This is a genomic window from Pseudonocardia sp. MH-G8, assembly GCF_002262885.1.
Classification (GTDB): domain Bacteria; phylum Actinomycetota; class Actinomycetes; order Mycobacteriales; family Pseudonocardiaceae; genus Pseudonocardia.
Map to the genome: position 1 here is coordinate 160751 of NZ_NKYF01000016.1, position 26332 is coordinate 187082.

Sequence of the window (26332 nt, forward strand, 5' to 3'; positions counted from 1 at the left end):
GCGGAAATTGGTCAACCGGTTGACATGCGGGCCATCTGCTTGTTGCCTGGCGGCAGCCACACCGCGACAGGAAGGCGCCGCCGTGACCCTCCCCGTGATCGAGAAGGCCCGTTCGGGCGACCTCGCGCTCGGTACGTTCGTGTTCGAGTTCGCCACCCACGGCATCGGCCGCCTCGCGGCGCACGCGGGGGCGGAGTTCGTGCTCTTCGACGCCGAGCACACCGGCTGGGGCTGGGAGACCCTCGGCGGTCTCGTGGCCACCACCCGCCCGACCGGCGCCCCGGCCTGGATCCGGATCCCCTCGGCGTTCGACCGCACCACGGTGAGTCGCGCCCTCGACGTCGGGGCGAGCGGGATCATGGCGCCGATGGTCGGCTCGGCCGAGGTGGCCGCACAGCTGGTGGACTGGGCGAAGTACCCGCCGGACGGCAGCCGCGGCGCCGCCTTCGGCGTGGCCCACGACGACTACCGCCCCGGCGACAACGTGGCCACGATGCGCCGCGCCAACAGCGACAACGTCGTGATCTGCCAGATCGAGACGGTCGCCGGGCTCGAGGCGGTCGAGGAGATCGCCGCCGTGCCCGGCGTCGACGTCGTCTGGGTCGGCCACTTCGACCTCACCAACTCCATGGGCATCCCGGGCCAGTTCGACCACCCGGACTACCTCGCCGCGCTCGACCGCGTCGCGAAGGCCGCCGCGGACACCGGCACGGTCGCCGGCTTCATGCCCACGTCGGTCGAGCAGGCCACCGACCTGGTCGGGCGCGGGTACTCGCTGCTCGCCTACAACGGCGACCTGTGGCTCTACCAGCAGGCACTCGCGGCGGGCATCACGGCGATCCGCTCGGCCACCTCGTCCGGGGGCTGACGCGATGGCAGCGCCGGGCGCCGGGGTGGCGCCGATCCGGCGCGACAGCCCGGTGAGCCAGGTGGCGCGCCGGCTGCTGGACGAGCTGACCGCCGGGGAGCAACGGCCAGGCACGCGCCTGCCGTCGGAGCGGCGCCTCGCCGAGAACCTCGGCGTCGGCCGCTCGGCGATCCGCGAGGCGATCGCGGTGCTCGAGGTGCTCGGCATCGTCGAGGTCCGCGTCGGCTCGGGCACCTACGTGCGCGGCACCGTCTCCGACCTGCTGCCGCAGGCGATCGAGTGGGGCCTCATGCTCGGCGAGCGGCACACCCGCGACCTCGTGGAGGCCCGCCGCCACCTCGAGGCCGTGACGGCGCGGCTCGCGGCTCAGCGCGCCACCGACGACGACGTGGCGCGCCTGCGTGCCCGGCTCGAACGGATGCGCGAGACCGCGGACGCCGTCGCCGAGTTCACCGAGGCGGACGTCGAGTTCCACCTCGAGGTCGCGCGGATCGCGGGCAACACGGTGCTGCGCGACATCCTGCACAGCGTGCGCGCCCTGCTGCGGGTGTGGATCCAGCGGGCGGTCGGCGCCGACGGGGACACCAGCGCCACTCTCGCCGAGCACGAAGCGGTGTTCCGGGCGGTGGAGCGGAAGGCCCCGGACGCCGCGGCGACGGCGATGGAGACGCACATGGAGAAGGCGAGCGCCCGTCTCGAACGCTCGCTCTCCACCCCCTGACCCTCAGACACCCACCTCGATCAGCGCGTCCTGCACGAACTTCTTCGCCGCCGGCACCTCGTCCTCCGTGACGTGCTCGATGATCACCGGCATGTTCGGGTGCTGAGCGGCGAGCAACTGCAGGTACAGCGGGTAGTTCAGCGCGCCCTGGCCGGGGCCGTGCAGCTCCATCGCCCCGACGCCGCGGAAGGACAGGTACTCGGCGGCGCCGGTGTCGGTGTGCTTCTCGTTCGCGTCGGTGGCGCGGGCGACGTCCTTCGCGTGCGCGATCCTGATGTAGGGGCCGAGCTCGCGGAACACGCGGCGCAGCACGCCGTCCATGTCGTCGAGGTTGTGGTCCTCGTAGTAGTTGGTCGGGTCCATGACCAGTCCGAGGTGCGGGCTCGCGATGTCGCGGAACAGCCTCAGCGTGGCGTCGACCGTGCCGATGACGTTGTTGACGTAGGTCTCGACGCAGAACACGGCGTCGTGCTTCGCGGCCTCCTCCACCAGCCCGCCGACCACGTCGAGGCACTCGGCGTAGCCGGCCTCGGTGAGGTTGCGGGGGTCGGGCGCCCAGTCGCTCTCGACGTTGTACGTGCCGGTCTCGCTGATCACGTACGGGGTGCCGAGGTTGCGGCCGTTGCGGATGAGCGCGCGCAGCCGGTTCAGCCGCAGCTGCCGCTCCTCCGGGTCGGGATGGATGATGTTGGTGTAGCCCGACACGGAGACGATCGGCAGGTCGTGGCGGCGGTAGGTGTCGCGGATCTCCTTGCACTCGGCCTCGGTGAGGCCCTGCTCGCCGAACCGGGCATCGGTGAAGTCGAGGTCGAACTGGACGCAGCCGAAGCCGTGTGCCCGCGCGCGGCGGGCGGCCTCGTCGAGGTCGTGCTGGTAGATGCCGGAGAAGATGCCGACGGGCAGCATGGGGCCACTCCTTCGTGGACGGGGTTCGCTCAGAGGAACTCGCCGGGCGACACGGCGCGTCGCTCGGCGATCGATCGGTAGGTGGCCTCGACCAGCGCCATCGTCTTCAGGTTGTCCCGCGCGGGGAGCGCGGGTGGCTCACCGGTGGCGAGGGCGTGCTGCAGCTGCTCCATCACGCCGCCGAAGGCGTCCGGGAACCACTGCGTGGTCCAGGTCGGCTCGACCCAGCCACCGGACGTCTCGCTGGAGTACCGCAGGGTGGACGGGCTGCCGTCGGGGAAGTCGGGCCAGCCGAGCGTGCCGGTCGCGAGCCCGCGGGTGCCCTCCACACGCCAGCGGATGGCGACGTCACCCTCCATGCCCTCCTGCACCGGCCCGCCCCAGACGTCCTCGAACGAGAGCGCGAGCACGCCGTTCGGGAACCGCAGCGTGCTCGCCACGATGCCGTCGACGTGGGCGAACGTGGTGCGCGGGTCCGTGCGGGCCGCGGTGTAGACGTCCTCGGGCTCGCCGAACAGGTACCGCAGCGCGTCGAGGTGGTGGACGCTCATGTTGGCGATCGTCAGGCGGTCGTAGTCGCGCAGGAACGGCTGCCAGTGCGGCACGGCGCGCATGTCGACGGTGGCCGTGACGACCTCGCCGAGCTCGCCGCGGTCGATCAGCTGCTTGAGCACGCGGATCGACTGGTCGTAGCGCATGTTCTGGTTGACCGACATGACCTTGCCGGCGGCCTCGACCTCCTCGACCAGCGCGGTGGCCGCGGCCAGGTCCAGTGCGAGCGGCTTCTGCGCGAGGATCCCGCGCACGTGGTCGTGGCGCAGGGCCGCCCGGATGACGTCGGGCTGCAGGTGCGGCGGGTAGGCGACGTCGAGGATCTGCACCGACGGGTCGGCCACCAGCTCCTCGACGGTGTCGTACACCGTGGGGATGTCCCAGCGCTTCGCCACGGCCTCGGCGTTCGAGCGGGTCCGGGAGGTGATCGCCCGCACCGGGAAGCCCGCGCGGGCGTAGGCGTCGAGCTGGACGTCGGCCATGATGAACCCGGAGCCGACGGCACCGATGCCGAACTCGCGGCAGCGCACCGGCTGGTCGGGCACGAGATCGTCGGTCACAGCGCCCCCACCCGGAACGTCGTCGCGTAGCGGCGCTCCTCGCCCGGTTCGAGGAAGGTCATCGACCCGTCCTCGCGGGCGGCCTGCTCGCCCTGGACGTGGTGCGTCGAGGGCTCGAATCCCACGGCGTAGGCGCCTTCGCGCAGGTGCAGCCACTGGAAGAAGGCCGGGAACTGCGCGGTGTCGTACTCCAGCTCGAAGAACACCCCGAGCCGCTCGTTGACCAGCCGCGGACGCGCCTTGCCGGCTGCGTCGGGCTTGAGCTCGTGCTCGTAGACCTGCTCGACGAAGCCCTTCTGCGGGGCGGGCATCTCGATGTTCGAGACGCCCTGCTCGGCCACGCTGTCGCTCTGCCAGAGCGTGCGTTCCAGGGGCAGCTCGTAGCGGGCGCCCTCGTCGAGGAACGGCCAGCCGATGTTGACGTGGTAGAGGTACATGTGCGGGGTGGGGTCGAAGCCGGCGTTGCGCACGGTGTCGATCAGCCGGATCTCGGTGCCGCCCACGTCGGCCTCGACTCGCCGGTGCAGGCGCAGGTGCTCGCCGAAGATCGCGGCCTGGCGCACCTCGCCCTCGGCCCACAGCACGCAGTTCTGGTCGTCGACCCACTGCTCGCCGTAGCCCGTCAGGCGCGCAGGGATGTTGCCGACGCGCCCGTGCAGGCCGTGCGAGACCGTCCCCCGCGGCGGGTAGCGGTACTGCGACGCGTCCACCTCGGCACCGAAGAGCGTGTGGTCCAGGCCCGCGGTGAGCAGCAGCCCGGAGAAGCTGCGCATGATCGACAGACCGTCGTCGTCGCGGTACTCGTGCAGGCCGGGGTGGCGGAACCCGGTGGCCGAGCGCCAGCCGAAGCCGTTGCCGCGGAACTCGGCGGTGCCCAGGTCCATGGCCCGGTCGACGAGCACGTCGAACGACAGCCCGGCGCCGGTGCGGAACTCCAGCGCGCGGATCCCGCGCTCGGCGCCGTCGTCCAGCACCACCGCGCGCACCCCGCCTGCCGCGCTGACGTCCCCGGCCCGTCTCGCCAGCTCGGTCCGATCGAGCTTCACGCCATCACCCACCCTCCGTTGACCTCGATGCACTGTCCCGTGACGAACGAGGAGTCCGGGCCGACCAGGAACGCCACCACGGCGGCGAGCTCCTCGGGACGGCCGCGGCGCTTGAGCGCCTGGCGGTCCAGCACGAACCGCCGGTACTCCTCGGGGTTGTCGTGGATCTCCTCGGCAGCGGTCGGGAACGCGCCCGGCGAGACGCAGTTGACGCGCACGCCGTGCGGGCCGAGCTCGCGCGCGAGCGCCCGGGTGAACGCCGCCGCGGCGCCCTTCGTGGACACGTAGGCGGCGAGGTCGGCCCAGCCGCCGTGCATGGTGATCGAGGCGACGTTCACGATCGCCCCCTCCCCCGCGTCGGTCATCCGCCGCCCCGCTGCCTGCGCCGCCACCCAGTAGGCGCGCTGGTTGACCGCCACGACCTGCTCGTACTCGGCCAGCGGGACCTCGAGGAAGGGCCGGCTCGGGTAGACCGCGGCGTTGTTGACCAGCGCCCGCAGCGGCCCCAGCTCGGCCTCCGTGCGCGCGACCGCGGCCTCGATGGCCTCGGCGTCGCGCAGGTCCACGCGCAGCGGCAACGCCTGCCCGCCGGCCTTCCCGACGTCCTCGGCCACGCGCTCCAGGCCGGCCTCGTCGACGTCGAGCACGGCGACGTCGAACCCGTCGGCGGCGAGGCGGACCGCGGTGGCGTGGCCCAGCGCGCCGCCGGCGCCGGTGACCAGTGCGGCGGTCACGCCGCGACCGCGCAGGGACGGAACAGCGACCGGTTCATCGGCGAACCCCCTCGTGACGGCGATCTCGCACCCCCGATTGACATCAGGATCCGGGGCTGCCTAGCGTGATGTTAGCGCTATCGGTAGCGCTAACACCAGAGGAGAACGCATGAGCGAAGATGCTGCGGCGGCCCGGAAGCGCTGGGTGCCGGTCTCGGCCAGCGCGATGGGCACGGTGATCGAGTGGTACGACTTCTTCCTGTACTCGTCGGCCGCGGTCCTGGTGTTCAACACGCAGTTCTTCGGTGACGTCAGCCCGGTCGTCGGCACGATGATCGCGTTCGCCACCTACGCCATCGGGTTCCTGGTCCGCCCGCTCGGCGGCATCGTCTTCGGCAACCTCGGCGACCGCATCGGGCGCAAGCCGGTGCTGCTCGCGACCGTCCTGATGATGGGGCTGTCCACGATCGCGATCGGCCTGCTGCCCAACTTCGCGGCGATCGGGTACTGGGCTCCGGCCCTGTTGATCCTGCTGCGGGTGGTCCAGGGCTTCGGCGCGGGCGCGGAGTACGGGGGCGCGGTCGTCGTGGCCGGCGAGTCGGGCCGCACGCGGCGCGGCTTCTTCACCAGCATCCCGGCCGCGGGCGTCGACGTGGCGATGATGCTCGCCACCGGCGTGTTCGCCCTCTTCGCCCTCCTGCCGCGGGAGGCGTTCGACGCATGGGGCTGGCGGGTGCCGTTCCTGCTGTCCGTGGTCGGCGTCGCCGTCGCATTCTGGATCCGCGTGCGGATGCCCGAGACCGACGAGTTCCGGGAGATCGCGACCGAGGCCCGCGAGGCCCCGCGCTCCCCGTTCCGGGAGCTGTGGAGCGACCACCGCAGGAAGCTCCTGCTCGCGGCCGGCGTGAACTTCGGCGGCAGCCTCACCTACGTCTTCCAGACGTTCGCGCTCTCGTACTCGATCAACAACCTCGGCTACCCGGCGGTCGTCTCGCTGCTGGGCGTGGTGGTCTCCGGCCTCGTCGGGGCGGCGGCCACCGTGGCCTGGGGTGCGCTGTCCGACCGGGTCGGACGCCGGCCGGTGATCATCGGCGGCGCACTGTTCCTGATCGCGTTCGTCTACCCGTTCTTCGCGCTGATCGAGATGGGCAACATCGCGCTGCTCTACATCGCCGTGGTCGTCGCGCACGTGGCCGACCGCGCCATCTTCGGCGTGCAGGCCTCCTACTACGCCGAGCTGTTCCCCCCGCGGGTGCGCTTCTCCGGCATCGCGACCGCCCGCGAGGTCACCGGCGCCGTGGTCGGCGGCCCGCTCCCGCTCGTCGCCACCGCGCTGGTCGTCGCCGCCGGCGGCAGCGCCTGGCTGGTGGCGCTCCTGGTCGTCGTGCTCGCGGGCGTCTCGGCGCTCTCGGCGTGGCTGTCCCCCGAGACCAACCCCGACGTCGCCCCGAAGTCGCGGCACGCCTCCGTCCCGACATCCGCCTGAGGAGCCGAGAATGACCACCACACCAGGGATCCTCGCGGGGTACCGCGTGCTCGACTGCTCCATCGCCATGGCCGGCCCGTTCGCCGCGCAGCGCCTGGGCGACCTCGGCGCCGACGTCGTCAAGGTGGAGCCGGTCACCGGCGAGTGGCAGCGCCACGCCGCCGGTGGCGGCGCGACGGGCAACCGGATCAACGTCTCGTTCCTCTCGCTGAACCGCAACAAACGCTCGCTCGCCGTCGACCTCAAGGACCCGCAGGGCCAGGAGGTGCTGCGCAAGCTCGTCGCGGGCGCCGACGTGTTCCTGCAGAACTACCGCCCGGGCGTCGCGGCGCGGCTCGGCGTGGACTACGAGTCGCTCAAGGCGATCAACCCGTCCATCGTCTACCTCTCGATCTCCGGATACGGCGAGGACGGTCCGTACGCGCAGCGCCCCGGGCAGGACCTGCTGTTGCAGGCCATGTCCGGCGCGATGCTCTCCTCCGGCCGCGCCGGCGAGGCCCCGCGCGCCGCCGGTCAGTACCTCGTGGACGCGGTCACGGCGTCCACCGCGTTCGAGGGCGTGCTCGCCGCCCTGCTGCACCGCGAGCGCACCGGCGAGGGCCAGCTCGTCACCGTCAACATGCTCGACGCGATCACCACGCTGCAGATGCAGGAACTGGCGGTGCACACCGTCGGCGGGCTGCCGCAGACCCGGTCCCGGGAACCGCACGCGCACGTCTACATCCGCTCGCCCTACGGGGCGTTCGAGACTGCCGACGGCTACCTCGTGCTGGCGTTCCCACCGCTCAAGACGCTCGGCGAGATCATCGGGGATGACTCCCTGCTCGACATGGTCGACGAGGAGCACGGCTGGACCCACCGCGACGAGATCTTCGCCGCCACCGCCCGGCGCCTGCGGACCCGGCCGTCTCAGCACTGGCTCGACGCCTTCGCCGCCGCCGGGATCTGGGCCGGTCCCGTCTACGGCTACGCCGACCTGCTGCAGGACCCGCAGGTCCGGCACAACGGCACGTTCGTCACCTACGAGCACCCCACCGAGGGCGCGGTCACGGTCCCCGGCTTCCCCTACAAGTTCTCCGCGACGCCGCCGCGCATCGACCGGGGCGCGCCGCTGACCGGCGAGCACACCCGCGAAGTGCTCGCCGAGATCGGGGTGCCCGACGAGGACGTCGCCCGGCTGCTGGATGCCGGCGTCGTCGTGGAGACCACGTGACGTGCAGCGCGGGCTTCAGGGGCATCACCTGGGACCACCCGCGCGGCCGCGACGCCCTCGTCGCCGCGGCGGGTGAGCTCATCGGATGGGACGTGCAGCCGCTCGAGGGGTTCGAGTCGCACCCGATCGCGGACCTGTGCGCGCGCTACGACCTCGTCGTGCTCGACCACCCGCACCTGGGCGAAGCCCTCGCGTCCGGAGCGCTCACCCCGCTCGACGACCTGTTCCCCGCCGAGGAACTGCAGGCGTGGGCCGCAGCGTCCATCGGGCCGACCATGCGCTCGTACGCGATGGCGGGCCGGCAGTGGGCGCTGCCGCTCGACGCGGCCACCCAGGTGGCGGCCACGCGCACGGACCTCGCCGGCGACGCCCCGGACACCTGGGACGAGGTCGTGCGCCTCGCCGGCCGCGGCCCGGTCGCGTTGTCACTGGCGGGGCCGCACGCCTACCTCACCTTCGCCTCGGTCGCGGTCGCGCTCGGCACGCCGCCGGACGACACCACCGGCCTCGTCCCGACCGCGACCGGCCTCGCCGCGCTCGACGTGATGGCGGAGATCGACGCCCACGCCCCGCCGCAGACGCGGGCGCTCAACCCGATCGGGCTGCTGGAGCTGATGGCCGGCACCGACGAGCTGTGGCACGTCCCGCTGGTCTACGGCTACGTCACCTACGCCGGGCGCGTGGCGTTCACCGACGCCCCCTCCGCCGGCGGACGGCGCGGCTCGACACTCGGCGGCACCGGACTCGCGGTGAGCGCCCGCTGCCGGCCCACACGCGAGCTGCGCGACCACATCCGCTGGCTGATGTCGGCGGAGGCGCAGTGCGGCTTCCTGCCGGCGCACAGCGGCCAGCCAAGCGCGCGCGCCGCGTGGGCCGACACGGCACTCGACACCGGCCACTTCTACTCGCACACGGCTGCCACCTGCGAGAACGCCTGGGTACGCCCCCGCTACGCCGGCTACATCGGCTTCCAGACCGCCGCATCGGCACTCGTCCGCGACGTGCTGGGCGGCGTCCTCGACCCCACGCGCGGGCTGGAACGCATGCGCGCGCTCTCCGCGGCGAGCCGCATCGAACAGGAGGAGAACGCATGATCCCCGCGCCCACTTCGGACGAGGTCCTGCTCGAGGTCGCCGACCGGATCGCCACGATCACCCTGAACCGCCCCGCCAAGCTCAACGCGGTGACGCCGGAGATGTCGGAAGCTCTGGTGCGCGCCGTGCAGTGGTGCGACACGACCGACGACGTCCGTGCGATCGTCGTGACCGGCGCGGGCGAGCGCGCGTTCTCGGCCGGCTCCGACGTGCGCGAGCTCGACCGCTACGCCACCCCGTGGGACTTCCGCAACCGCACCGACTACTGCGACGCGATCCGCGCCGCCCGCACCCCGACGATCGCCGCCGTCAACGGGTACGCGCTGGGCGGCGGCCTGGAGACCGCGCTGTCCTGTGACATCCGGATCGCCTCGCGGACGGCGTCGTTCGGGGCGCCGGAGATCACGCTGGGCTGGATCGGCGGCGGCGGCATGACGACGTTCCTCGCGCACGCGATCGGGCCCTCCAACACGGCGTACATGACCATGACGGGCGACCGCGTCGACGCGCAGCGGGCACTGGCGTGGCACCTGGTCACCGAGGTCGTCGAGCCCGCCGACCTGCTGCCGCGCGCCCGGGAGATCGCGGCGACGATCGCCTCCCGCGCGCCGATCGCGGCCGAGACTGCGAAGGTCAACCTGCGGGCCGCGTTCTCCCTGCCCGAGGACCAGGCGATGGCCTACGAACGCGACCTGCAGACCATCTGCTTCGCCACCGAGGACGCCGCCGAGGGCCGCCGGGCGTTCGCGGAGAAGCGCCCGCCCGTGTTCCGCCGCCGGTAGTGGATCACCCCCCGGATATCGTTCCCGACGTGATGGAGCCCCGCCGACGCCCGCGCCGGCGCTCGGCGACGCGCTCGGTCACGCTCACCGACGTGGCCGCGGCGGCGGGCGTCTCGCCGCAGACGGTCTCGCGGGTCGTACGGGACCCCGACGCGGTGGCCGACGAGACGCGCGAGCGGGTCGAGAACGCGATCGCCAGCACCGGCTACGTGCCGAACCTGGCCGCGAGCAACCTGGCGTCCAACCGCAGCCGCGCGGTGGCCGCGATCGTCCCGCAGATCAGCACGTCGGTGTTCGCCGAGACGGTGCACGCGTTCGAGTCCGCGCTCGCGCCGCACGGCTACCAGATCTTCCTCGGTACCACCGAGTACCGGCCCGACCACGAGGAAGAGCTGGTCCGCAGCTTCCTGGGTCGCCGACCCGACGGATTCCTCATCGTCGGCACCCAGCACACCGCCGGCACCAGGGCGCTGCTGGCCGCCGCCGGCATCCCCGTGGTGGAGACGTGGGGCTGGACCGAGGACCCGGTCGACGTCCTCGTCGGGTTCTCCAACACGGCGGCAGCCGCCGCGCTGGTCGCCCACCTCGTCGAGCGCGGGCGTCGTCGGATCACCTTCGCCGGCCGCCAGCTGCCGGGCGACCCGCGCGCCGCGGAACGCCTCGCCGGCTACCGCGCCGCCGTGCGGGACCTGCTCGGCACACCGCCCCGCGAAGTCGACGCGGGCCCGGAGCCGGTCTCCATGGACACCGGGGTGGCGCTGCTCGACGCGGTCGTCGAACGCTACCCCGACACCGACGCGGTGATGTTCTCCAGCGACGTGTTCGCCGCCGGCGCCCTGCAGGCCTGCGTCCGCCGCGGCGTCGCGGTCCCGGACCGGTTCGCGATCACCGGGTTCGGTGACTTCGAGATCGCCCGCCACCTCGTCCCCGCGCTCACGACCGTCGCCGTGCCGAACGCCGAGATCGGTGCCACCGGAGCGGCACTGCTGCTCGACCGGATGCGCGGTCGTGACGTCGCGCAGCGCTGCCACGACGTCGGCTTCCGGGTCGTGGAGCGCGGGAGCACGTAGGCGGCGGACCGGCCGCGGCTGCGGCACGAAGTCAGCTGCTGCGATGCGACGCAGGGCCAGCGGCTCGGGGCCCGAGGAGGGGTCCAGGGCCGGGGCGTGGCGGGTGCAAGGACCTGCGGGCGGTGGGCAGCTTGCCTCCCGATGGTCCCGTCCCCGCCCCCCGGATCAGAACGGTGGCTCATCGTCAGGCGCCGGACCCCGTGTCGGCGGCGGTCGCGGTGGGTCAGCGGCCGGCCGATCGAGGATCTTCCGGTCGTAGCGGCGCAACCGCCGCTCGGCCTGGGTGTCGCTCTCCTCAGCGGGGTGCGGCGACGGGTCCGGGTCGGGCAGATTCAGGCGTATCGGTTCGCCGCGGATGACATACACCCGCCCCAGCGGACTCACCCACCGGAAAAGCCCCGGCTCGGGCTGGGTCAGGGACCAGCCGCGATCCTTGTCGGCGTGGTGGCGCTTGCAGCCGGGCCCGATATTGGTCTCGACGGTCTTGCCGCCGCGACCGTAGTCCTGCGTGTGGTCGAGGTCGGACGAGCGGGCGGAGCGGGTGCAGCCGGGGCCGCAGCAGTAGCGGTCACGGGCGCGGACGTGATCGGCCAGGGGTCCGCGAGCGAAGCGGGCGTCGGGGTTGGCGGCCAACCGGGCGCGCAACTGGTCGCGACGGGCCCAGTGGGAGGCGATCTCGGCCAGCAGCCCGTGCCACTCGCCCAGCACCGGGTCGGCGGCGAAGCGCTGCATCTCCTCGACGGTGAGGTGCACCTCGACCACACCGCCCCGCACCCGATCCGAGCCCGACCTGCGGGCGTCGGGGCGGGCGCGGGGTCGGCGACGCAGCACCCCGGCCAGCAGCAGGTGGCCGGTGTCGTCGACGACGGCGAACCGCCAGGCGGCGCCGCGACGTTGGGCGGCGGCGGCGTCGCGGGCGAGGTGCGCGCCGACGGGTCCGACGCGGGGGATCTCGCCGGGCCGGTTGTCGAGCCCCGCGAGGGTGGCCATTCCGAGGCGGATCTCGACGCCTTCACGGATGCCGGCCTGATCCCGAGCCCACCGATCCGCTCGCGCCCCCTCACCGGTCTCGGGCGAGGTGGCCGCGCCGGATCCAGCAGCGGCGGACCCACCAGCGGCAGCAGGCTCACCAGCGCCGGTAGCGGATGTCTCGGTGACGGCAGCCTCGGTGACGGCAGCCTCGGTGACGGCAGCCTCGGTGACGGCAGTCCCGGTCGCGGAAGTGTCTGCGTCAGCAGGCTCAGCGGCAGCAGGCTCGGCGGCACCAGACTCAGCGGCATCAGTAGTGGGGACAGGCCCCGCGCTGGAGGTGGCTGCGTCAGCGATATCGGACTCGCCCGCGTCAGAGGCGCCGGTGGTGTCCTCGTCGGGCACGTCCTCGGCGCGGGACGTGCCCAGGAGTCGCGCGATGATCTCGACCTCGGTCAGACCGTGGAACCCGCCGTTGAGCATGCCCAGGAACAGGTCGGCGCTGATCCGCCGCCGCAGGCCGGGGTGCCCGGCCCGCTTCGCGGCCTCGACCAGGCGGTCGAGGCGTTCGGCCGCAGCGCTCGCCTCGTCCGGAGGCAGCCCGGTGCCGACGAGGGTGGCGGTACCGGTGGTGGGGTCGAGGTACAGGGCCACCCCGCGTTCCTGGACTGCACGGCGGTAGCGGCGACGCCGGTACTGGGGGTCGATGGCGTGCAACGCCCGGTAGAGCCGATCGCCCAGCTGCCTGGTGGTCAGGCCGGGCGCCTCGGGCAGGAACCGTTCGCACAACCGCCGGCACTGCTCTTCGGTGACGTCCCCGTTGGCGGGGTCGAGGTAGTCGAGGAACACCCGCGCTTTGGCACGGTCGATCTCCCCGCGGTGCAGGGCCGCGTAGACCAGCGGCAGGCGTTCGATCAGGGCGAGAGCGATGCCGAGCTCGCGGTCGGCGGCGGTGGGGGTCCAGGTCAGGGCGGCGGCGATCTCATGGGACGCCCACTCGAACGCCTCGCCCGCCCGCAGCACCGCCACGGCAGGATCCCCGGGTAGCTCCTCCAGGGCCACGGTGTGGGCGACCTCGGCGACACCGGCCAGCCATTCGGCGTCCTCGTGCGCGCGCTGGCGGGAGCGCGCCTGCAGCACCTCGATCAATCGGCTGTTCGGGATCGCCCTCCACGGCAAGCGGCTCAGCAGGGCAGCCAGCTCCGGACCGGGCGGCGTGCTGACCGCCCGATCCACGAGTTCCACCACTGCTGCCATGACTCGAACTTACGTTCGACCTCTGACAGTTCGAGGCTGTTGACGACATCTGGTGGGAGTTCACCCGAGAAGCGCAGCCGGCGGTGACGGGCGGTGAGGAGCCACGGCGGACGAGTTCGCGTCGGATCACCAGCGCGCTCGTGGGGCAGACCGAGCAGCTGTGGCATCCACATGGCCAGGGAAACCTGGCCTGTCGCGCCGGGGCCGGGATCGCCACCACGGTGAGCAGCACCTGCGTGCCGGTCGCGAGGACCGTGCCGTGATCACCGGTTCGGTGCAGGAGCGGCCACATCTCGCCGTTCCTGCACCGAGCTGACGATCATGGACGGTGAGGCGGTCTCGACGGGTCACCGGGAGGGTGCGCGAGGAACCAGTCCACGATCCCCGGCATCCGCGGCTCGAAGGCCCCGGGGACGGAGATGTTGAGCGCCCCCGTCCGCTCGTCGGTGCGGTTCTGGAAGTCGTGCGGGGTACCGCCGGGGGCCAGCACGAACGACCCCTTCGGCGCGTCGATCCAGCGATCGCCGACGAGGAAGGTCATCGTGCCGTCGAGGACGTAGAAGACGTCGTCCTCGGGATGGGTGTGCGCGCCCGGGCCCGTCGTGTGCGGTTCGAGCCACCACTCGGAGATCGAGTAGCGGTCGGCCGTCTCCGCCCCGTCCGCCTTGAACACGGCGGCGATCGGACCCATCTCGTACCGGCGCCCCGCACCGGGCGCGAGGTGGACCGGGGGCCGGTGTGCGGGATCTGGGTCCATCCGCCGACGGTAGCCAGGTGGGGGCAGCCGGCGATTGGACGAATGGGAACGCGCCTACCCCAGCCTGCGGTACCGCGCCCCCGGGTGGTCGTCGGGCAGCTGCGGGCCCGGCGCGGTGCCCAGGTTCTCGCGCAGGGTCGGGGCCGCGTAGCTCTCCTGCGCGCGCCCGCGGCGGCGCAGCTCGGGCACCACGTGGTCGACGAAGTCGACGAACGTGCCGGGCGTGACAGCGTAGGCGAGGTTGAACCCGTCGACACCTGCCTCGTCCACCCAGCGCTCCAGCTCGTCGGCCACCGTCGCGCCCGAGCCCACCACGACCGGGCCGCGGCCGCCGACGGTGATGAAACGGGCCAGCTCGCCGACCGTCCACTTCCGGTCCGGGTCGGAGGTGGTGAACGCGGCGAGCGCCGAGCGGGTGGCGTCGGTCTCGACGTACTCAAGGAGCTGGTCGGGGTCGGCGCCGGAGAGGTCGACGCCGCTCCAGCCACCGAACAGCGCCAGCGCGGCCTCTGGGCTGGCGTGCTCGAGGTAGGAGTCGCGCTTGGCGATCGCCGCCGCGTCCGTCTCGGCCGCGATCGCCGTGAGCATCGCGAAGATCTTGATCGCGCCCGGGTCCCGGCCGGCCGCGGCGGCCGCCTCGCGGATCCGGTCGACCGAACGCCGCAGGACCGCGGGCGTCGGGCCGCTGACGAACACGGCCTCCGCGTGCGCCGCGGCGAATCGGCTGCCCCGCGGCGAGGCGCCCGCCTGGAAGATCACCGGCGTGCGCTGCGGGGACGGCTCGCACAGGAACGGCCCGGGCACCTCGTAGTAGCGGCCCTTGTGGGCGATGTCGTGCACCTTCGCCGGGTCGGTGAACACGCCGCGCTCGGCGTCGCGGACCACGGCGCCGGGCTCCCACGAGCCCTCCCACAGCTTGTAGCAGACCTCGAGGTACTCCTCGGCCAGGTCGTAGCGCTCGTCGTGCGGGATCTGCTGGTCGCGCCCCATGTTGCGGGCCGCGCTCTCCAGGTAGGAGGTCACGACGTTCCAGGCGACGCGGCCCTTCGTCAGGTGGTCCAGCGTCGTCATCCGGCGCGCGAGCGCGTAGGGCTGCTCGTAGGCCACCGACACCGTGACCCCGAAGCCGAGCCGCTCGGTGACCGCGGCCATCGCCGAGACCGGCATGATCGGGTCGTTGACCGGCACCTGCGCGGCCTGGCGGACCGCGGCGTCGCGCGAGCCGCCGTAGACGTCGTAGACGCCGAGGACGTCGGCCAGGAAGAGCGCGTCGAAGCCGCCGCGTTCGAGCAGCTGCGCGAGCTCGGTCCAGTAGTCGAGGTCGGTGTAGCGGTGGCCCTGGTCGTCGGGATGGCGCCACAGGCCGGCGGACTGGTGCCCGACGCAGGCCATGTCGAACGCGTTGAGCAGGATGCGGCTCACGAGCGGGCCTCCACGGGGGTGCGTGCCGGTCGGTTGCCGATCGACACGCGATGCGTCTCCGGCGCGAGCAGGGTGGCCACGACCGTGATGGCGGACAGCACCAGGAAGTACCCCCAGATCAACCAGGGCCGCCCGCCCCCGGCCAGCAGCAGCGCCGCCGCGATCAGCGGCGCCGTCCCGCCCGAGAGCACCGACCCGAACTGGTAACCGATCGACGCGCCGCTGTAGCGCACCTCGGTGGCGAACAGCTCGCTGAACCACGCCGCCTGCGGACCGTACATCGCGTCGTGGAAGACGTTCACCGCGATCACCATCGCCAGCACGATCAGCGCCGTCGAACCGGTGTCGAGCAGGAGGAAGAACACGACCATGAACAGGCCGGCGCCGATCGCCCCGACCAGGTACACCGGGCGCCGGCCCACCCGGTCGGACAGCATCGCCCACAGCGGGGTGGTGAACAGCCCGATCGCGGACGCCACGATCACCGCCGTGAGGCCGGCGTCCGGGTTCGCCGACGCGCCGTCGGCCAGGTAGGTGAGCGCGAACGTCGTGCAGAGCACGTAGAGCGCGTTCTGCGACATGCGCATCCCGATCGTGACCCACAGGCTGCGGCGGTGGGTGCGCACCACCTCGACCACGGGCCTGCGCACCAGCTCGGCGCGCTCGCGGGCCTGCAGGAACACCTCCGGGTCGGCCACGGTGAGCCGCACGGCGAGCCCGACGCCGACCAGCACCAGGCTGAGCAGGAACGGGATCCGCCAGCCCCAGGCGAGGAAGGCCTCCTCCCCCAGCCCTCCGCGGACCCCGGCGAACACGGCGGAGGCCAGCAGCATCCCCGCGGGCGAGCCGATCTGCGGGAAGCTGCCGAACAGGCCCCGCCGACGGCCCGACGAGTGCTCCACCGACATCAGCACCGCCCCGCCCCACTCGGCGCCGACGGCCGCGCCCTGCAGCAGGCGCAGGACCACCAGCAGCGCCGGTGCGAGCAGCCCGACCTGCCCGAACGTCGGCAGCAGGCCGATCCCCGCTGTGGCCACGCCCATCAGCAGCAGCGACGCCACCAGCATGGACCGGCGCCCGACGCGGTCACCGAGGTGCCCGGACACCAGCGCGCCGATCGGGCGCGCCCCGAACCCTGCCGCGTAGGTCGCGAACGAGGCGAGCACCCCGGCGGCCGGGTCGACGTCGGAGAAGAACAACGGGCCGAACACCAGCGCCGCGGCGGTGGCGTAGAGGTAGAAGTCGTACCACTCGATGGTGGTGCCGACGAGGCTGGCCACGGCCGCCCGGCGCTGCTGGCGCGGGTCGGTGCCGGATGTGGACGTGGCGGCGGGTGCGGACGTGCCGGACATGGCGGGGCCCCCGGGGAGCGGATCGGGCGAGGAGTGGACGCGGAGACGGACGTCAGCGTCGACAGTCACCCGGGGCACGACGGCACAGGTCGATCACGCGGCGGCGCGTCAGTCCCTGGTCCGGCACAGCGGTAGACGATATGCGCTGCCCCGCCCCGAATCCGAGTCCACTGTGACCACCCTCTCGACGCGAGCAAGCCGGGTCGCCGCATGATCGGTCCGAAAGGCACAGCAGCGTTGGAGGGGCAGCGCGGGAAGGCTCGCCGCGCGCGGTGTCAGGGCGCCACGGGCTCCGGCCTGCGGAAGACCCGGGCCGCCGCCACCTGCCCCGTGCCGTCCGGGGCGCCGAGCTCGGCGAGGTGGCGGGCGACCCGGTCGTCCACCGACAGGTACTTGCGGCCCGCGCGCAGGTCGGCGTCGTTGCGCAGGCGGATGATCAGCGGGAACGCGCTCAGGGCGCCGGCGTCGAACAGGCCGGTCGTGTAGACCAGCTGCACGCCCAGCGCGCGGGCCACGCCGAACTGCAGCTCCAGGAGGTAGCCGGCCGATGCGCGGCCGATCGGGTTGTCCAGGAACAGCACGCCGGCGTGCGGGCGCCTGCCCTGCCCCCGCTGGTGCGCGCGCAGGGCGGCCATCGTGCAGTACAGGACGATCGCGGCCGTCAGCTGCTGGCCGCCGGAGAACACGTCGCGGATCTCCGAGACGCGCAGCCGCTCGGTGCGCAGCACCGCGTCGGGCTTGAGCATCTCCACGCGGACGCCCTTGGGCATCGCCGCGCGCACGGCGCGCAACAGCAGCGACATGCCGTCGCGACGCTCCCGGGCGCTGCCGCCCTTCTCGTGGGCCGTGCGGTCGACGACCTCGCCGAGCTCGTGCAGCAGCGCGGCGTCGGTGAGCTCGTCGAAGCGGATGCGCAGGAACTGCTGGCCCGACCAGTCCGACAGGCCCTCCGGCAGCTCGGACAGGCGCTGGGCCAGGCGCAGGGTGCGCAGTGCCTCGCCGACCATGCCGTGCAGCCGGGTGACGATGCCCGAGCGGTGCCGGCCGATGTTGGCCAGGTCGTCCTCCAGCGAGCGCAGCCGGGGACGCAGCGCCCGCTCCCACTCCCCGGCAAGACCGGGCATGTCCGCGCGGGCCACGCCGAGCAGGTGGCTGCGCACCGGGCTCGTGACGCCGGAGAAGCGCGTCTCCTGCGCGAACTGGGCCACCGCATCCACGGCGGCGCGCACCTCACGGTCCGCGCCGGCGCGGGTGCGGGCCGCGTCGCGGACGGCCGCGCGGGCCTCCTTCCAGCGCGCCAGCGCGGCGTCGACGTCGTCGGGGAACGGCGGGACGTAGCCGACCTCTCCGGTGCCGTCGAGGAAGGTGTCGTCGAGGCCTGCGACGACGTGCCGGAAGCCCTCCGCCGACGACTCGGCCGCCCGGTGCCCGGCCTCAGCCGCTGCGGCCGCCGCCCGTGCCTGCGCCGTCTCCGCCGCGGCCGACCGCGCGTCGTGCTCTGCCCGGTCCACCAGCTCCCGACCGTGCTCCACGCCCTCGGGCTCGCCGTAGGGCTCGACGTCGCAGGACGGCGCGGTGAAGCGGCCCGCCTCCTTCGTCGCGAGGGCCAGCTCCGCGGCGGCCTCGCGCAACTGCTCCGCACAGCGGGTGAGCGTGCTGCGGGCCTGCGCGGTGGCGCTGCGGCGTGAGGCGGGATCGGCGGCGTCGGGCGAACGCAGCAGCGCGTCGGCGGCCGCCCGTGCCCCCTCGGGCAGCTCCTCGATCCCGGCGTGGGCCGCGCGCGCGGCGCGTTCGGCCTCGCCGAGGCGGCCTCGCAGGTCGGCGTCGACCTCGGCCGCCGCGTACGTGGCCTCGGCGTTGCGGTACTCCGCGCGCAGCACGCCCAGCGCTGACCCTTCCGCGCCGGACCCCTCTGCGCCGGACCCCTCTGCGCCGGACCCGCCCGGGTCTCCGTCGTCCACCGGCAGGTCGGCCAGCTCGGTGCGGCTGTTGTCGGCCACGCTCTGCTGCCGGTCCCGGCGGCGACGCGCCTCCTCGGCCTCCCGCCGCGCTGCGGCCGCCTCGGCACGGGCCTTCGCGGCGTTGCCCTCGGCCCGCTCGACGCTCGCGGTCGCCGCCCGCACCTGTTCCTCCAGGTCCGGCCGGCGGCGCACGTCGCCCCACAGCGCGGCGAGCGCCGCCGCGCGGGCCCGGGCCGACGCCGCGGCGGCGTCGATGCGGGGCGCCTCCTGCTCGAGCCGGTCGGCCCGGTCGTCGAGCGCGGTGATCTCCGCGTCGGCCCGCTCGACCTCCCGCGCCGTGACGGCCAGGGCGGCGCGCGCGGTCTCGGCAGCCTCGGCGAGCGCATCGAGCTCCCCTGCCGGGTGCTGCGCGCGCCACGCCTGCAGCCGGGCGAGCAGCGCGCGGTCGGCGTCGAGGGACGCACCGAGGGACTCCAGCGCCTCCGCCCGGTCGCGCGTCTCACGGTCCAGCTCCACGCGGACCTGCTCAGCGGCCGCCTCGTCCAGCATCGCCGGATTCGGGGGGACGACGAAGTCGACGCCGGGCGCGGTGCCGTCGTCCGCGACGGCGGCCGTGGCCCCGACGGCGACGGCCGCGCACGGCAGCAGCCGCGCCCGCTCCAGCTCCTCGCGCGCCCGCGGGGCGTCCCCGGGGTTGTTGAGCAGCACGCCCGACACCAGGTGCGGCAGCCGCGCGACGACGGACGCGCGCCGCGCCTCGTCCAGCATCGTGAGGTAGCGCCAGCCGGAGTAGGCGGTGATCCCGGCGGCCTCGAGCACGCCGAGCACCTGCCCGATCTCCGCCGGCTCGGGAAGCAGGCCGCCGTCGCCGAGCGCCCGCAACGCGCGGGTGTCGCGCTCCTGGGCGGCGAGCAGCTCGGTGCGCTGCCGGTCTCCCGTGCCGATCGCGGCGACGAACCGCTCCGCCACGGCGGAGGCGTCGGTGTCGGGCCGGATCTCCTCGACGCCGAGCAGCTCGGCGAGCCGCGGTTCGGCCGCCAGCGCGTCCCGGGCGGCCACGGCCTCGGCCAGCGCCGACCCGGCGCGCTCGGCGGCGACCCGCGCCGTGTCGTCGGCGCGGCGGGCCTCGCCGCGCCGCTCGTCGGCCCCGCGGCGGGCACGGCGCAGCTCGGTCAGCTCGGTGTGCAGCGCGGCGAGCTCCTCGGCCGCCGACCCCGCCTCCGCCTCCGCGGCGGCACCGGCTGCGGCGACGTCCTCACCCTCGTCCAGGTGCCCGGCGGTGACGGCGGTGGCGATCGCCTGCGCGATCCGCGCCAGCTCGCCACGGGCCTGCTCGGCGCTCGCCGCGTGCGTCGCCGCGTTCCCGGCGTCGGCCAGCTCGGCGGCGCGGGCGGCGTCGGCGCGGGCGTCGGCCGCCGTGGCCGCCTCCTCGGCGGCACCGGCTGCGGCGTCGGCCTCGCGGACCATGGCACGCAGCCCCGCCGCCAGCGCGCGGGCCGCGTCCTGGCGTGCGCGCAATGCCGGACGGGCGCGTTCCTGCTCGGCGTCGACCACGCCCCGCAGCCGGCGCGCCTCGGCGTCGGCGACCTGGTGGCGCAGCAGCGGCTCCACCGCCTGCCAGCCGGCCACCTGCCGTTCCGCCTCGTCGTGCGCGTACCGCGCGGCGGCCTCGGCCTGCTGCGCCGCCGCCCGCTCCAGGAGCGCGACGCGCCGGCGCAGCTCGGTGCCGATCTCCTGGCGCCGACGTTCCTCCGCTTCCGCGCAGCGCACCCGCTCCTGGGCCTCTGCGTGCGCGGCCGCGGCGGCGCCCGCGCGCTCGTCCTCCGCGGCGCGCCGGGCCGCGATCGCGGCGGCGAGCGTGCGCGCGCCGGACTGCGCGCTCGCCTCGCCGTCACGCGCGGCGGCCGCGGCGCGCTCGGCCTCGGTCAGCGGGCCGAGCCCGGCGAGGGTGCCCTCGACGAAGTCGCGCTCGTGCTCCAGGTCGGCCCGTTGCGCCAGGCGGGTGGCGTAGCCGGCGACGAGGTCGGCGAGGTTCTGCGGCTCGTCGGGGTCGAGCACGGCGCGCAGCAGGAAGTCGACGAACGCCTCGTCGCTGGGGAACGCGAACGCCTCGGCCGCCTCACCCTCGCCTGCGTTCATGGCGCGCTGGTAGCGGAACAGCTCGGGGTCCAGGCCGACGTCGGCCAGGTGGCGCGTCCAGTCCCGCGGGCCGGTCTCCCACACCAGCTCGCACGCCGGCCGCGCGCGGTGCTCCTCCTGCACGCGGTCCTTGAAGCCTGCGGTGGTGACGCGCCGACCGTCCACGGTGAAGGGCAGGTCGTCGAGCCCGAAGCCGGGGCCGGGCCGGAAGGAGTACCAGGCGGCGCCCAGCTTCTCCGGGTCCGACGAGGTCACGTGCCCGCGCCACTCCGACACCTTGCCGGTGACCAGCAGCTGCCCGGTGCGGGTGTGCATCCACTCGCACACGACGTGGGCGACGTCCTCGCCGAGCACGAACTTCTCCAGCACCGTGGTGCTCGTCGTCCCGACCACCTGCCGGCGCCCCGGCAGCAGCACCGAGAACACCAGCTTGAGCAGCACCGACTTGCCGCCGCCGTTCTCCAGGAACAGCACCGACGCCGGCGCCGGGCGCCGCGGCACCCGTTCCAGGTCGTCGGGGGCGAACAGGTCGGCCTGCGACGCGACGCCGCGCACGGCCGGGCCGACGCCGCGCAGGTCGAGTGTGACGTCCTGGTAGCGCGCCCCGGGTGGTCCGACCGAGAACAGCCGGACGCGGTTGAGCTCATACATCCGGAGCCTCCAGCCCGGCCGGAGCACGCAGGCTGCCGGCCGCCGAGGCCACCGGCAGCACGCCCAGCTCCAGCAGCTCGTCGAACGCGCGCTGCGCGGCCAGCTCCCGCACCTGCACCTGGTAGCGCGGGGTGGTGCGGTACACGCCCTCGGTGCCGACCGCCACGAGGAAGCCCTGGTCGGCGAGGAACCGCAACGCCTTGCCGATGATCCCCCGGGTGGTCGCCTCCCCTGCGCGCCCGTCCTTCGTGGCCGTGGTCTCAGGGCGCCGCAACCACGCCCGCCAGGCCGCCTCCAGCTGCGGGGCGTCCGACTCCGGGTCGGTCTCCTGCCCGCTCGTGCGTTCTTCCAGCACGCGGCACGCCTCGCGCACGGCCCCGTCGACCTGGTCCACCGACACGCGCCCGACGTAGCTGTCGTCGCCCAGGTCGTCGGGCCGCGGGAACGCAAGCGCCGCCGCCGCGAGGTGCGCGAGGCCGTGCAGCATCTTGTCGGCCTGCCGATTAGCAAGGACCGTGCGCCGCGCGTACTCGTCCATCCGGATCTCGAACACCGACTCCTCGACCGCGGCCAGCACGATCCCCGACTGCGGCCCCGCCGCGAGCACCACCAGCCCCAGCCCGGCCGCCACGCGCTGCACGGCGTCGGCGAACGCGTCGTCGTCGCGGTAGCGGCGGACGAGCTCCCCGTAGCCGGCGTCACGGGTCGGCAGCGCCTTGGGCCGCATGCCGTGCGCCACCAGCCGTGCCGCGGACTCGACGTCCTGGGCGGAGACCTCCCGGCTCATGCGACCTCCTCCTGCACGTCGCGCCCCTGCTCGATGCCCTCTGCTTCGTCGAGCACGCCCGCCGTGGCCACGAGCAGATCGGACCCGCCGAACTCGGGGTCGCGCAGCACGGTGCCGTCGTCGAGGGCCAGCAGGACGCTCGGGTCGCCCTGATTGCGCGCGGTGCCGATGGCCGACCCGACGCCGTGCACGACGCGCAGCACCACGAGCGCGGGCAGGTCGGGGTCGACGTCGCGGGCCTGCGCCAGGAGCTCGGAGAGCCGGCGCACGGGAACCTCGTCCAGCACCGCAGCCGAGCGCGCCCACGCCCGCTCCCCGAACCGTTCCTCGGTCGCCGGCTCGAGGTCGGGCTCGACCACCGGTTGCCCGAGCGGGTCCCGTTCCAGGGGCGGGGTCAGCAGCGTCTCCACCAGCCCGGTGAGGCTCGGCACGCTCGGCACGCGCACGCCCGCGCCCGCGCTGAAGAACGCCGACGCCGGCCCGGTGGCCGCCGCGGTGTCCAGGCCGAGGCAGGGGCGCAGGAGCTGGCCGAACACGTCGATCGCCGCGCGCTTGGGGCGCCCGCTGAACTGCTGGCGGTCCTGCTCGGCGCGGAACGTCGCGCCCGCCTCCTGCAGCCGCGCCTGCAGCTGCGTGTGGCGCTGGATGCAGTCGTTGACGACGTCGACCAGTTCGGCGGCCTGCCGGCGGCGTCCGGGCTCGGTGGCCTCGTCGCGGGCGTCGGCGATGTTGGCGAGGATCGCGGTCTCCGCGCGGTAACGGGACTCGATGTGGGTGAGCGCCTCGTCGAGCAGCGCCGGGACCGCAGTCATCCAGTCCACCGTGCGCACGTCGCGGCGGGTGGCGTCCAGCTTCTGGCGCAGCGCCTCCGCGTACTGCACGGTGCGGTAGCGCGCCTGCTCCGCGGCGAGCCGGGCGTCGCCCAGCCGACCGCGGCTGATCAGGTTCTCCAGCTTGACCTCGGCGGCGACCTGCGCCGACTCCACGTCGGTGTCCAGCGCCCCGACGAGCACGTTGATCGCCTCGTCCGAGGAGCGCAGGTACACCTCGCCGTCCGGCGCGGCGACCTCGACCAGCAACTTGAAGTCGAAGCGGCGGCGCACGTAGCGCCCCTCGGCATCGACGCTGCCGTAGTCGACCTGGAACCCGCGGTCGAGGCTGCCCACGTTGATCAGGTTCTCGATCACCCAGTGCCCGACGTGCTCGTGCTCCCCTTGCGGGGCGTCCGGGGCCTGCGCCGCGACGAAGGGCCGCAGCCGCCGCACCACCTGCGCCTGGTCGGCGCCGTGATCGAAGTCCATCGCCAGCGTGACCTGGTCGATGGCCTGCAGCGCGATCTCCGCCATCTGGTAGCGGGAGGCCTCGAGCCAGTCCAGCCGGGACTTGCGGGCGTCGAGGTCGTGCAGCGGCGCCGTGCACGCCAGCGCCTTGAGCCGGCGGGAGACTCCCTCGTCCCCCGCCCGCGCCGCGCCGCCGTCCGCCATCACGGACGGGCACTCTACGGCCAGGCGTTGTTGCGACCACGGATCACCCGAACCGTCGGGCCACCGTCGCTCCGCGTGACGCACGCCGAGGTCGAGATCACCGCGGAGCTGGTGCGGGACCTGCTGCGCGACCAGCACCCCGACCTGGCCGATCACCGTGCGGGTCTCGGCGCGCGTGGCAGACGGCGCTGCTCACCCCGCCCCGCGTGCCGAGGCGCTCGCTGGTTGTTCTGCCGCATCTTTCATGATCAGGTAGACCTGAGAGGGATTCTGGGAAGATCCAACCCCCTCACGTCTATATGGTCATGAAAACACCTGTGAGCGCGCCGTCCCCGGCTCGCAGCCACTGCCCCACACCCCGCCCCTGGCCTTCGGCGCAGTCGGCCGAGTTCCCCTGCCCCTTCCCGTTGGCGGGGTAGCCCGGTTGGCAGAACTGCCGAATATCCGGGCTGGGTGGACAGCCGTCCCCGGCGCGGGCCCAGGCCTGTCCTGGACGAGTCCGTCGCTGCCGGGTGGGTGCCCACCTTGCGGTGGTCCCGTTCCACACCCTTATCGATGATCATTGGTCAGAGCGAAGGCGTGCCCACCTCCCGCGACCGGCGGGGGCCGGGAGGACCTGCAACGAAGTGATGCGGCTCAGGTCCCTGTCTCGCTGGTCAAGGCCGTTTCGAAGGGGTTCGAGAACGGCACCACAGCCAGGTGGGCACGGACCCGGCCGCCACGGGCTCGTCGAGAACGGGCCTGGGCCCGCGTCGGGGACGGCTACCCGGTCGACCACGGTATTCGTTGCTTGTGCCCCACTCGGCCACCTTCGGCGCGGAGGTCGACCTCGGCGCCGAACCGACTGCGCGTGAGACCTGGAAATGGGGGTGGGGCAGGAGGTGTCGAGCCGGGGACGGCGCGCCCACTGCAACCCGGGCTACGAGGCAGAGGAGGATCGCCTCTGATAGACCGGCAGACGACGTTTGCGGCAAGGGCGGCCAACACTCGTTGTTCTGCTATCGAGATAATCTCGGCGCGCAACGTTCACTATTGCACACGGTGAACCACCTGAACAGACCCATGCCATCGAACACCTGTTCGACTAAACTTGAGACATGTCCGCAGTCGCCGCCGCATACGAACACCTCCAAGAGGCGATCGAGGAATTGCGGACGGCTGCGGAATCCGCCCTGGCCTCCGACGGTGAACTGATGTCGGTGTTGTCGGTGACCGAAGGCGTGTCACGGCAACTGGACTACCTCACCGTCTCCACCACCGCCGCCCTGCAGCGCCGCGGCACGTTCGCCGAACGCGGCTACCGCAAACCCGAAAGCGCGTTGACCGACCTTCTCGGCTGCGACTCCTACGAAGCCCGCCGCCGCGTCGTGGCCGCGGAGCAGGCGTGCGAGCAGATCGGACTCGACGGCACCGTGATCCCCGCCCGGCTCCCCGCGACGGGGAAGGCGTTCGCCGCCGGGCACGCCGGTCTGCGTCATGTCGAGGTCATCGCCGCCCTGCTCAACACTGCGGAGGCGGGGCGGATCACCGACTGGCAACGGGCCGGGTTGGAAGAACAGCTGGCCGGTATGGCCGCCGAGTACTCGCCCGGGCAACTACGCAAGATCGGCACCCAACTCCTGGAAGCCCTCGACGACGACGGCCCCGAACCCGATGACAACCCGCCCGAGCCGGTCAACCGGCTGCAAGTCCGTAAGCGTCGCGACGGGTCAGGCGGCACGATCAGCGGTCAGTTCGACGACGCGGCGATGTTCGACGCGATCGCCACCGTCATCGACGCCAAAGCCAAGCCGCTCGGCCGCGATGATCAACGATCGACGGGGCAGCGTCAGGCCGAAGCCCTCGCCGACGCCTGCGGGTTCGTCCTCGCCCACGCCACCCTCCCCGACACCGGCGGGCGACGCCCACACCTCAACGTGCTGATCCGGCTCGAAGACCTCGAAACCCGCGCCCGCTCCGCGATGCTCGACTTCGGCGGCCGCATGAGCCCCACCTCGCTACGGATGCTGGCCTGCGACGCCGCCGTCGTACCCATCGTCATGAACGGCGCCGGGCAACCCCTCGACGTGGGCCGTTCCACCCGGGTGATCCCCGACGGACTACGCCGGGCGGTCACCGCCCGCGACCGTGGATGCGCCCACCCGGGCTGCGACCGGACACCATCGTGGTGCGAAATCCACCACATCTGGGAGTGGGAGCACGGCGGCCCCACCGAACTGGGCAACCTGGTGAGTCTGTGCAAAGTCCACCACCGCCTGATCCACGATTCCGGATGGGTGGTGCGAATCCGCCACGGGTTACCGGAGTTCATCCCACCGAAATGGATCGACCCGGAACAGAAACCACGCTGGAACCCCTGAGTCGACCCGATTCAGCCGGCGGTGAGCGGTGCCTCCACGAGGCGGTGCAAAGCGGGGTTCGGGTCATCCGGGCTCGTAACTAGTCAGGTCGGCGGGGCCGCTTGATCGACATGTGAGATGATCTTGGTGTGCCGGTCGAGGGTGAGCGTCCGTCCTACGACGAGCTCGCCGCGCTGGTCGCG

Annotated in this window: 19 protein-coding genes; 8 read left to right on the forward strand and 11 right to left on the reverse strand. The window is 73.4% G+C overall.

The window, feature by feature from the left end; translation table 11 throughout:
- Window positions 1–82 precede the first annotated feature (82 nt).
- The gene (locus CFP66_RS29575; protein WP_094928484.1) at window positions 83–868 is read left to right on the forward strand and encodes an HpcH/HpaI aldolase/citrate lyase family protein; all 786 of its coding nucleotides are present in this window, start codon (window positions 83–85) and stop codon (window positions 866–868) included.
- A 4-nt stretch (window positions 869–872) separates the two neighbouring features.
- Window positions 873–1589, forward strand: a complete 717-nt coding sequence (locus tag CFP66_RS29580) for a FadR/GntR family transcriptional regulator (RefSeq protein WP_094928485.1) — start codon at window positions 873–875, stop codon at window positions 1587–1589.
- Between the two features lie 3 nt (window positions 1590–1592).
- Here CFP66_RS29580 and CFP66_RS29585 read toward each other — a convergent pair whose 3' ends face one another.
- From CFP66_RS29585 to CFP66_RS29600, 4 genes are read right to left on the reverse strand one after another with little or no spacing between them, the layout of a single operon-like run.
- Window positions 1593–2495: a sugar phosphate isomerase/epimerase gene (locus CFP66_RS29585; RefSeq protein ID WP_094928487.1), complete on the reverse strand. Its 903-nt coding sequence runs from the start codon at window positions 2493–2495 to the stop codon at window positions 1593–1595.
- A gap of 29 nt (window positions 2496–2524) precedes the next feature.
- Entirely contained in the window at window positions 2525–3607 is a 1083-nt protein-coding gene (locus tag CFP66_RS29590) for a Gfo/Idh/MocA family protein (protein WP_198961740.1), read from the reverse strand.
- A complete protein-coding gene (locus CFP66_RS29595; RefSeq protein WP_198961741.1) occupies window positions 3604–4653 on the reverse strand; it encodes an aldose 1-epimerase family protein in 1050 nt (349 codons plus the stop codon). Before CFP66_RS29595 ends, CFP66_RS29590 begins: the two co-directional genes overlap by 4 nt.
- On the reverse strand, window positions 4650–5387 hold the full coding sequence (locus CFP66_RS29600) for an SDR family NAD(P)-dependent oxidoreductase (RefSeq protein WP_094928490.1): 738 nt from the start codon (window positions 5385–5387) through the stop codon (window positions 4650–4652). Before CFP66_RS29600 ends, CFP66_RS29595 begins: the two co-directional genes overlap by 4 nt.
- A 148-nt stretch (window positions 5388–5535) precedes the next feature.
- On the opposite strand from CFP66_RS29600, the gene CFP66_RS29605 reads away from it, so the two are divergent.
- Genes CFP66_RS29605 through CFP66_RS29625 form a run of 5 tightly spaced genes read left to right on the forward strand, consistent with a single transcriptional unit; the run spans window position 5536 to window position 11011 of the window.
- The gene (locus tag CFP66_RS29605; protein WP_094928492.1) at window positions 5536–6852 is read left to right on the forward strand and encodes an MFS transporter; all 1317 of its coding nucleotides are present in this window, start codon (window positions 5536–5538) and stop codon (window positions 6850–6852) included.
- Window positions 6853–6862: 10 nt separating this feature from the next.
- Window positions 6863–8065, forward strand: a complete 1203-nt coding sequence (locus CFP66_RS29610; RefSeq protein ID WP_094928493.1) for a CaiB/BaiF CoA-transferase family protein — start codon at window positions 6863–6865, stop codon at window positions 8063–8065.
- Window positions 8062–9159, forward strand: a complete 1098-nt coding sequence (locus tag CFP66_RS29615; protein ID WP_094928494.1) for an extracellular solute-binding protein — start codon at window positions 8062–8064, stop codon at window positions 9157–9159. The genes CFP66_RS29610 and CFP66_RS29615 overlap by 4 nt, the downstream gene beginning before the upstream one ends.
- Window positions 9156–9941 carry an enoyl-CoA hydratase/isomerase family protein gene (locus tag CFP66_RS29620; RefSeq protein WP_094928495.1) on the forward strand — a complete coding sequence of 262 codons (786 nt, stop codon included), beginning with the start codon at window positions 9156–9158 and terminating at the stop codon, window positions 9939–9941. Before CFP66_RS29615 ends, CFP66_RS29620 begins: the two co-directional genes overlap by 4 nt.
- 32 nt (window positions 9942–9973) lie before the next feature.
- Window positions 9974–11011 carry a LacI family DNA-binding transcriptional regulator gene (locus CFP66_RS29625; protein WP_094928496.1) on the forward strand — a complete coding sequence of 346 codons (1038 nt, stop codon included), beginning with the start codon at window positions 9974–9976 and terminating at the stop codon, window positions 11009–11011.
- A 165-nt stretch (window positions 11012–11176) separates the two neighbouring features.
- Here the strand turns inward: CFP66_RS29625 and CFP66_RS29630 are convergent, their stop codons facing one another.
- The 7 genes from CFP66_RS29630 to CFP66_RS29660 form a co-directional block, all read right to left on the reverse strand.
- Entirely contained in the window at window positions 11177–13237 is a 2061-nt protein-coding gene (locus tag CFP66_RS29630; protein ID WP_094928497.1) for an HNH endonuclease signature motif containing protein, read from the reverse strand.
- Window positions 13238–13556: 319 nt separating this feature from the next.
- On the reverse strand, window positions 13557–13994 hold the full coding sequence (locus tag CFP66_RS29635; protein ID WP_198961743.1) for a cupin domain-containing protein: 438 nt from the start codon (window positions 13992–13994) through the stop codon (window positions 13557–13559).
- A gap of 54 nt (window positions 13995–14048) precedes the next feature.
- Entirely contained in the window at window positions 14049–15416 is a 1368-nt protein-coding gene (locus CFP66_RS29640; RefSeq protein WP_094928498.1) for an LLM class flavin-dependent oxidoreductase, read from the reverse strand.
- Window positions 15413–16768, reverse strand: a complete 1356-nt coding sequence (locus tag CFP66_RS29645; RefSeq protein ID WP_094928499.1) for an MFS transporter — start codon at window positions 16766–16768, stop codon at window positions 15413–15415. The genes CFP66_RS29640 and CFP66_RS29645 overlap by 4 nt, the downstream gene beginning before the upstream one ends.
- Window positions 16769–17043: 275 nt before the next feature.
- The gene (locus tag CFP66_RS29650; protein WP_094928500.1) at window positions 17044–21519 is read right to left on the reverse strand and encodes a hypothetical protein; all 4476 of its coding nucleotides are present in this window, start codon (window positions 21517–21519) and stop codon (window positions 17044–17046) included.
- On the reverse strand, window positions 21512–22306 hold the full coding sequence (locus CFP66_RS29655) for a hypothetical protein (protein ID WP_094928501.1): 795 nt from the start codon (window positions 22304–22306) through the stop codon (window positions 21512–21514). The genes CFP66_RS29650 and CFP66_RS29655 overlap by 8 nt, the downstream gene beginning before the upstream one ends.
- Window positions 22303–23790: a hypothetical protein gene (locus CFP66_RS29660; protein WP_094928502.1), complete on the reverse strand. Its 1488-nt coding sequence runs from the start codon at window positions 23788–23790 to the stop codon at window positions 22303–22305. The genes CFP66_RS29655 and CFP66_RS29660 overlap by 4 nt, the downstream gene beginning before the upstream one ends.
- Window positions 23791–24887: 1097 nt before the next feature.
- On the opposite strand from CFP66_RS29660, the gene CFP66_RS29670 reads away from it, so the two are divergent.
- Entirely contained in the window at window positions 24888–26150 is a 1263-nt protein-coding gene (locus CFP66_RS29670) for an HNH endonuclease signature motif containing protein (RefSeq protein WP_094928503.1), read from the forward strand.
- Window positions 26151–26332 lie beyond the last annotated feature (182 nt).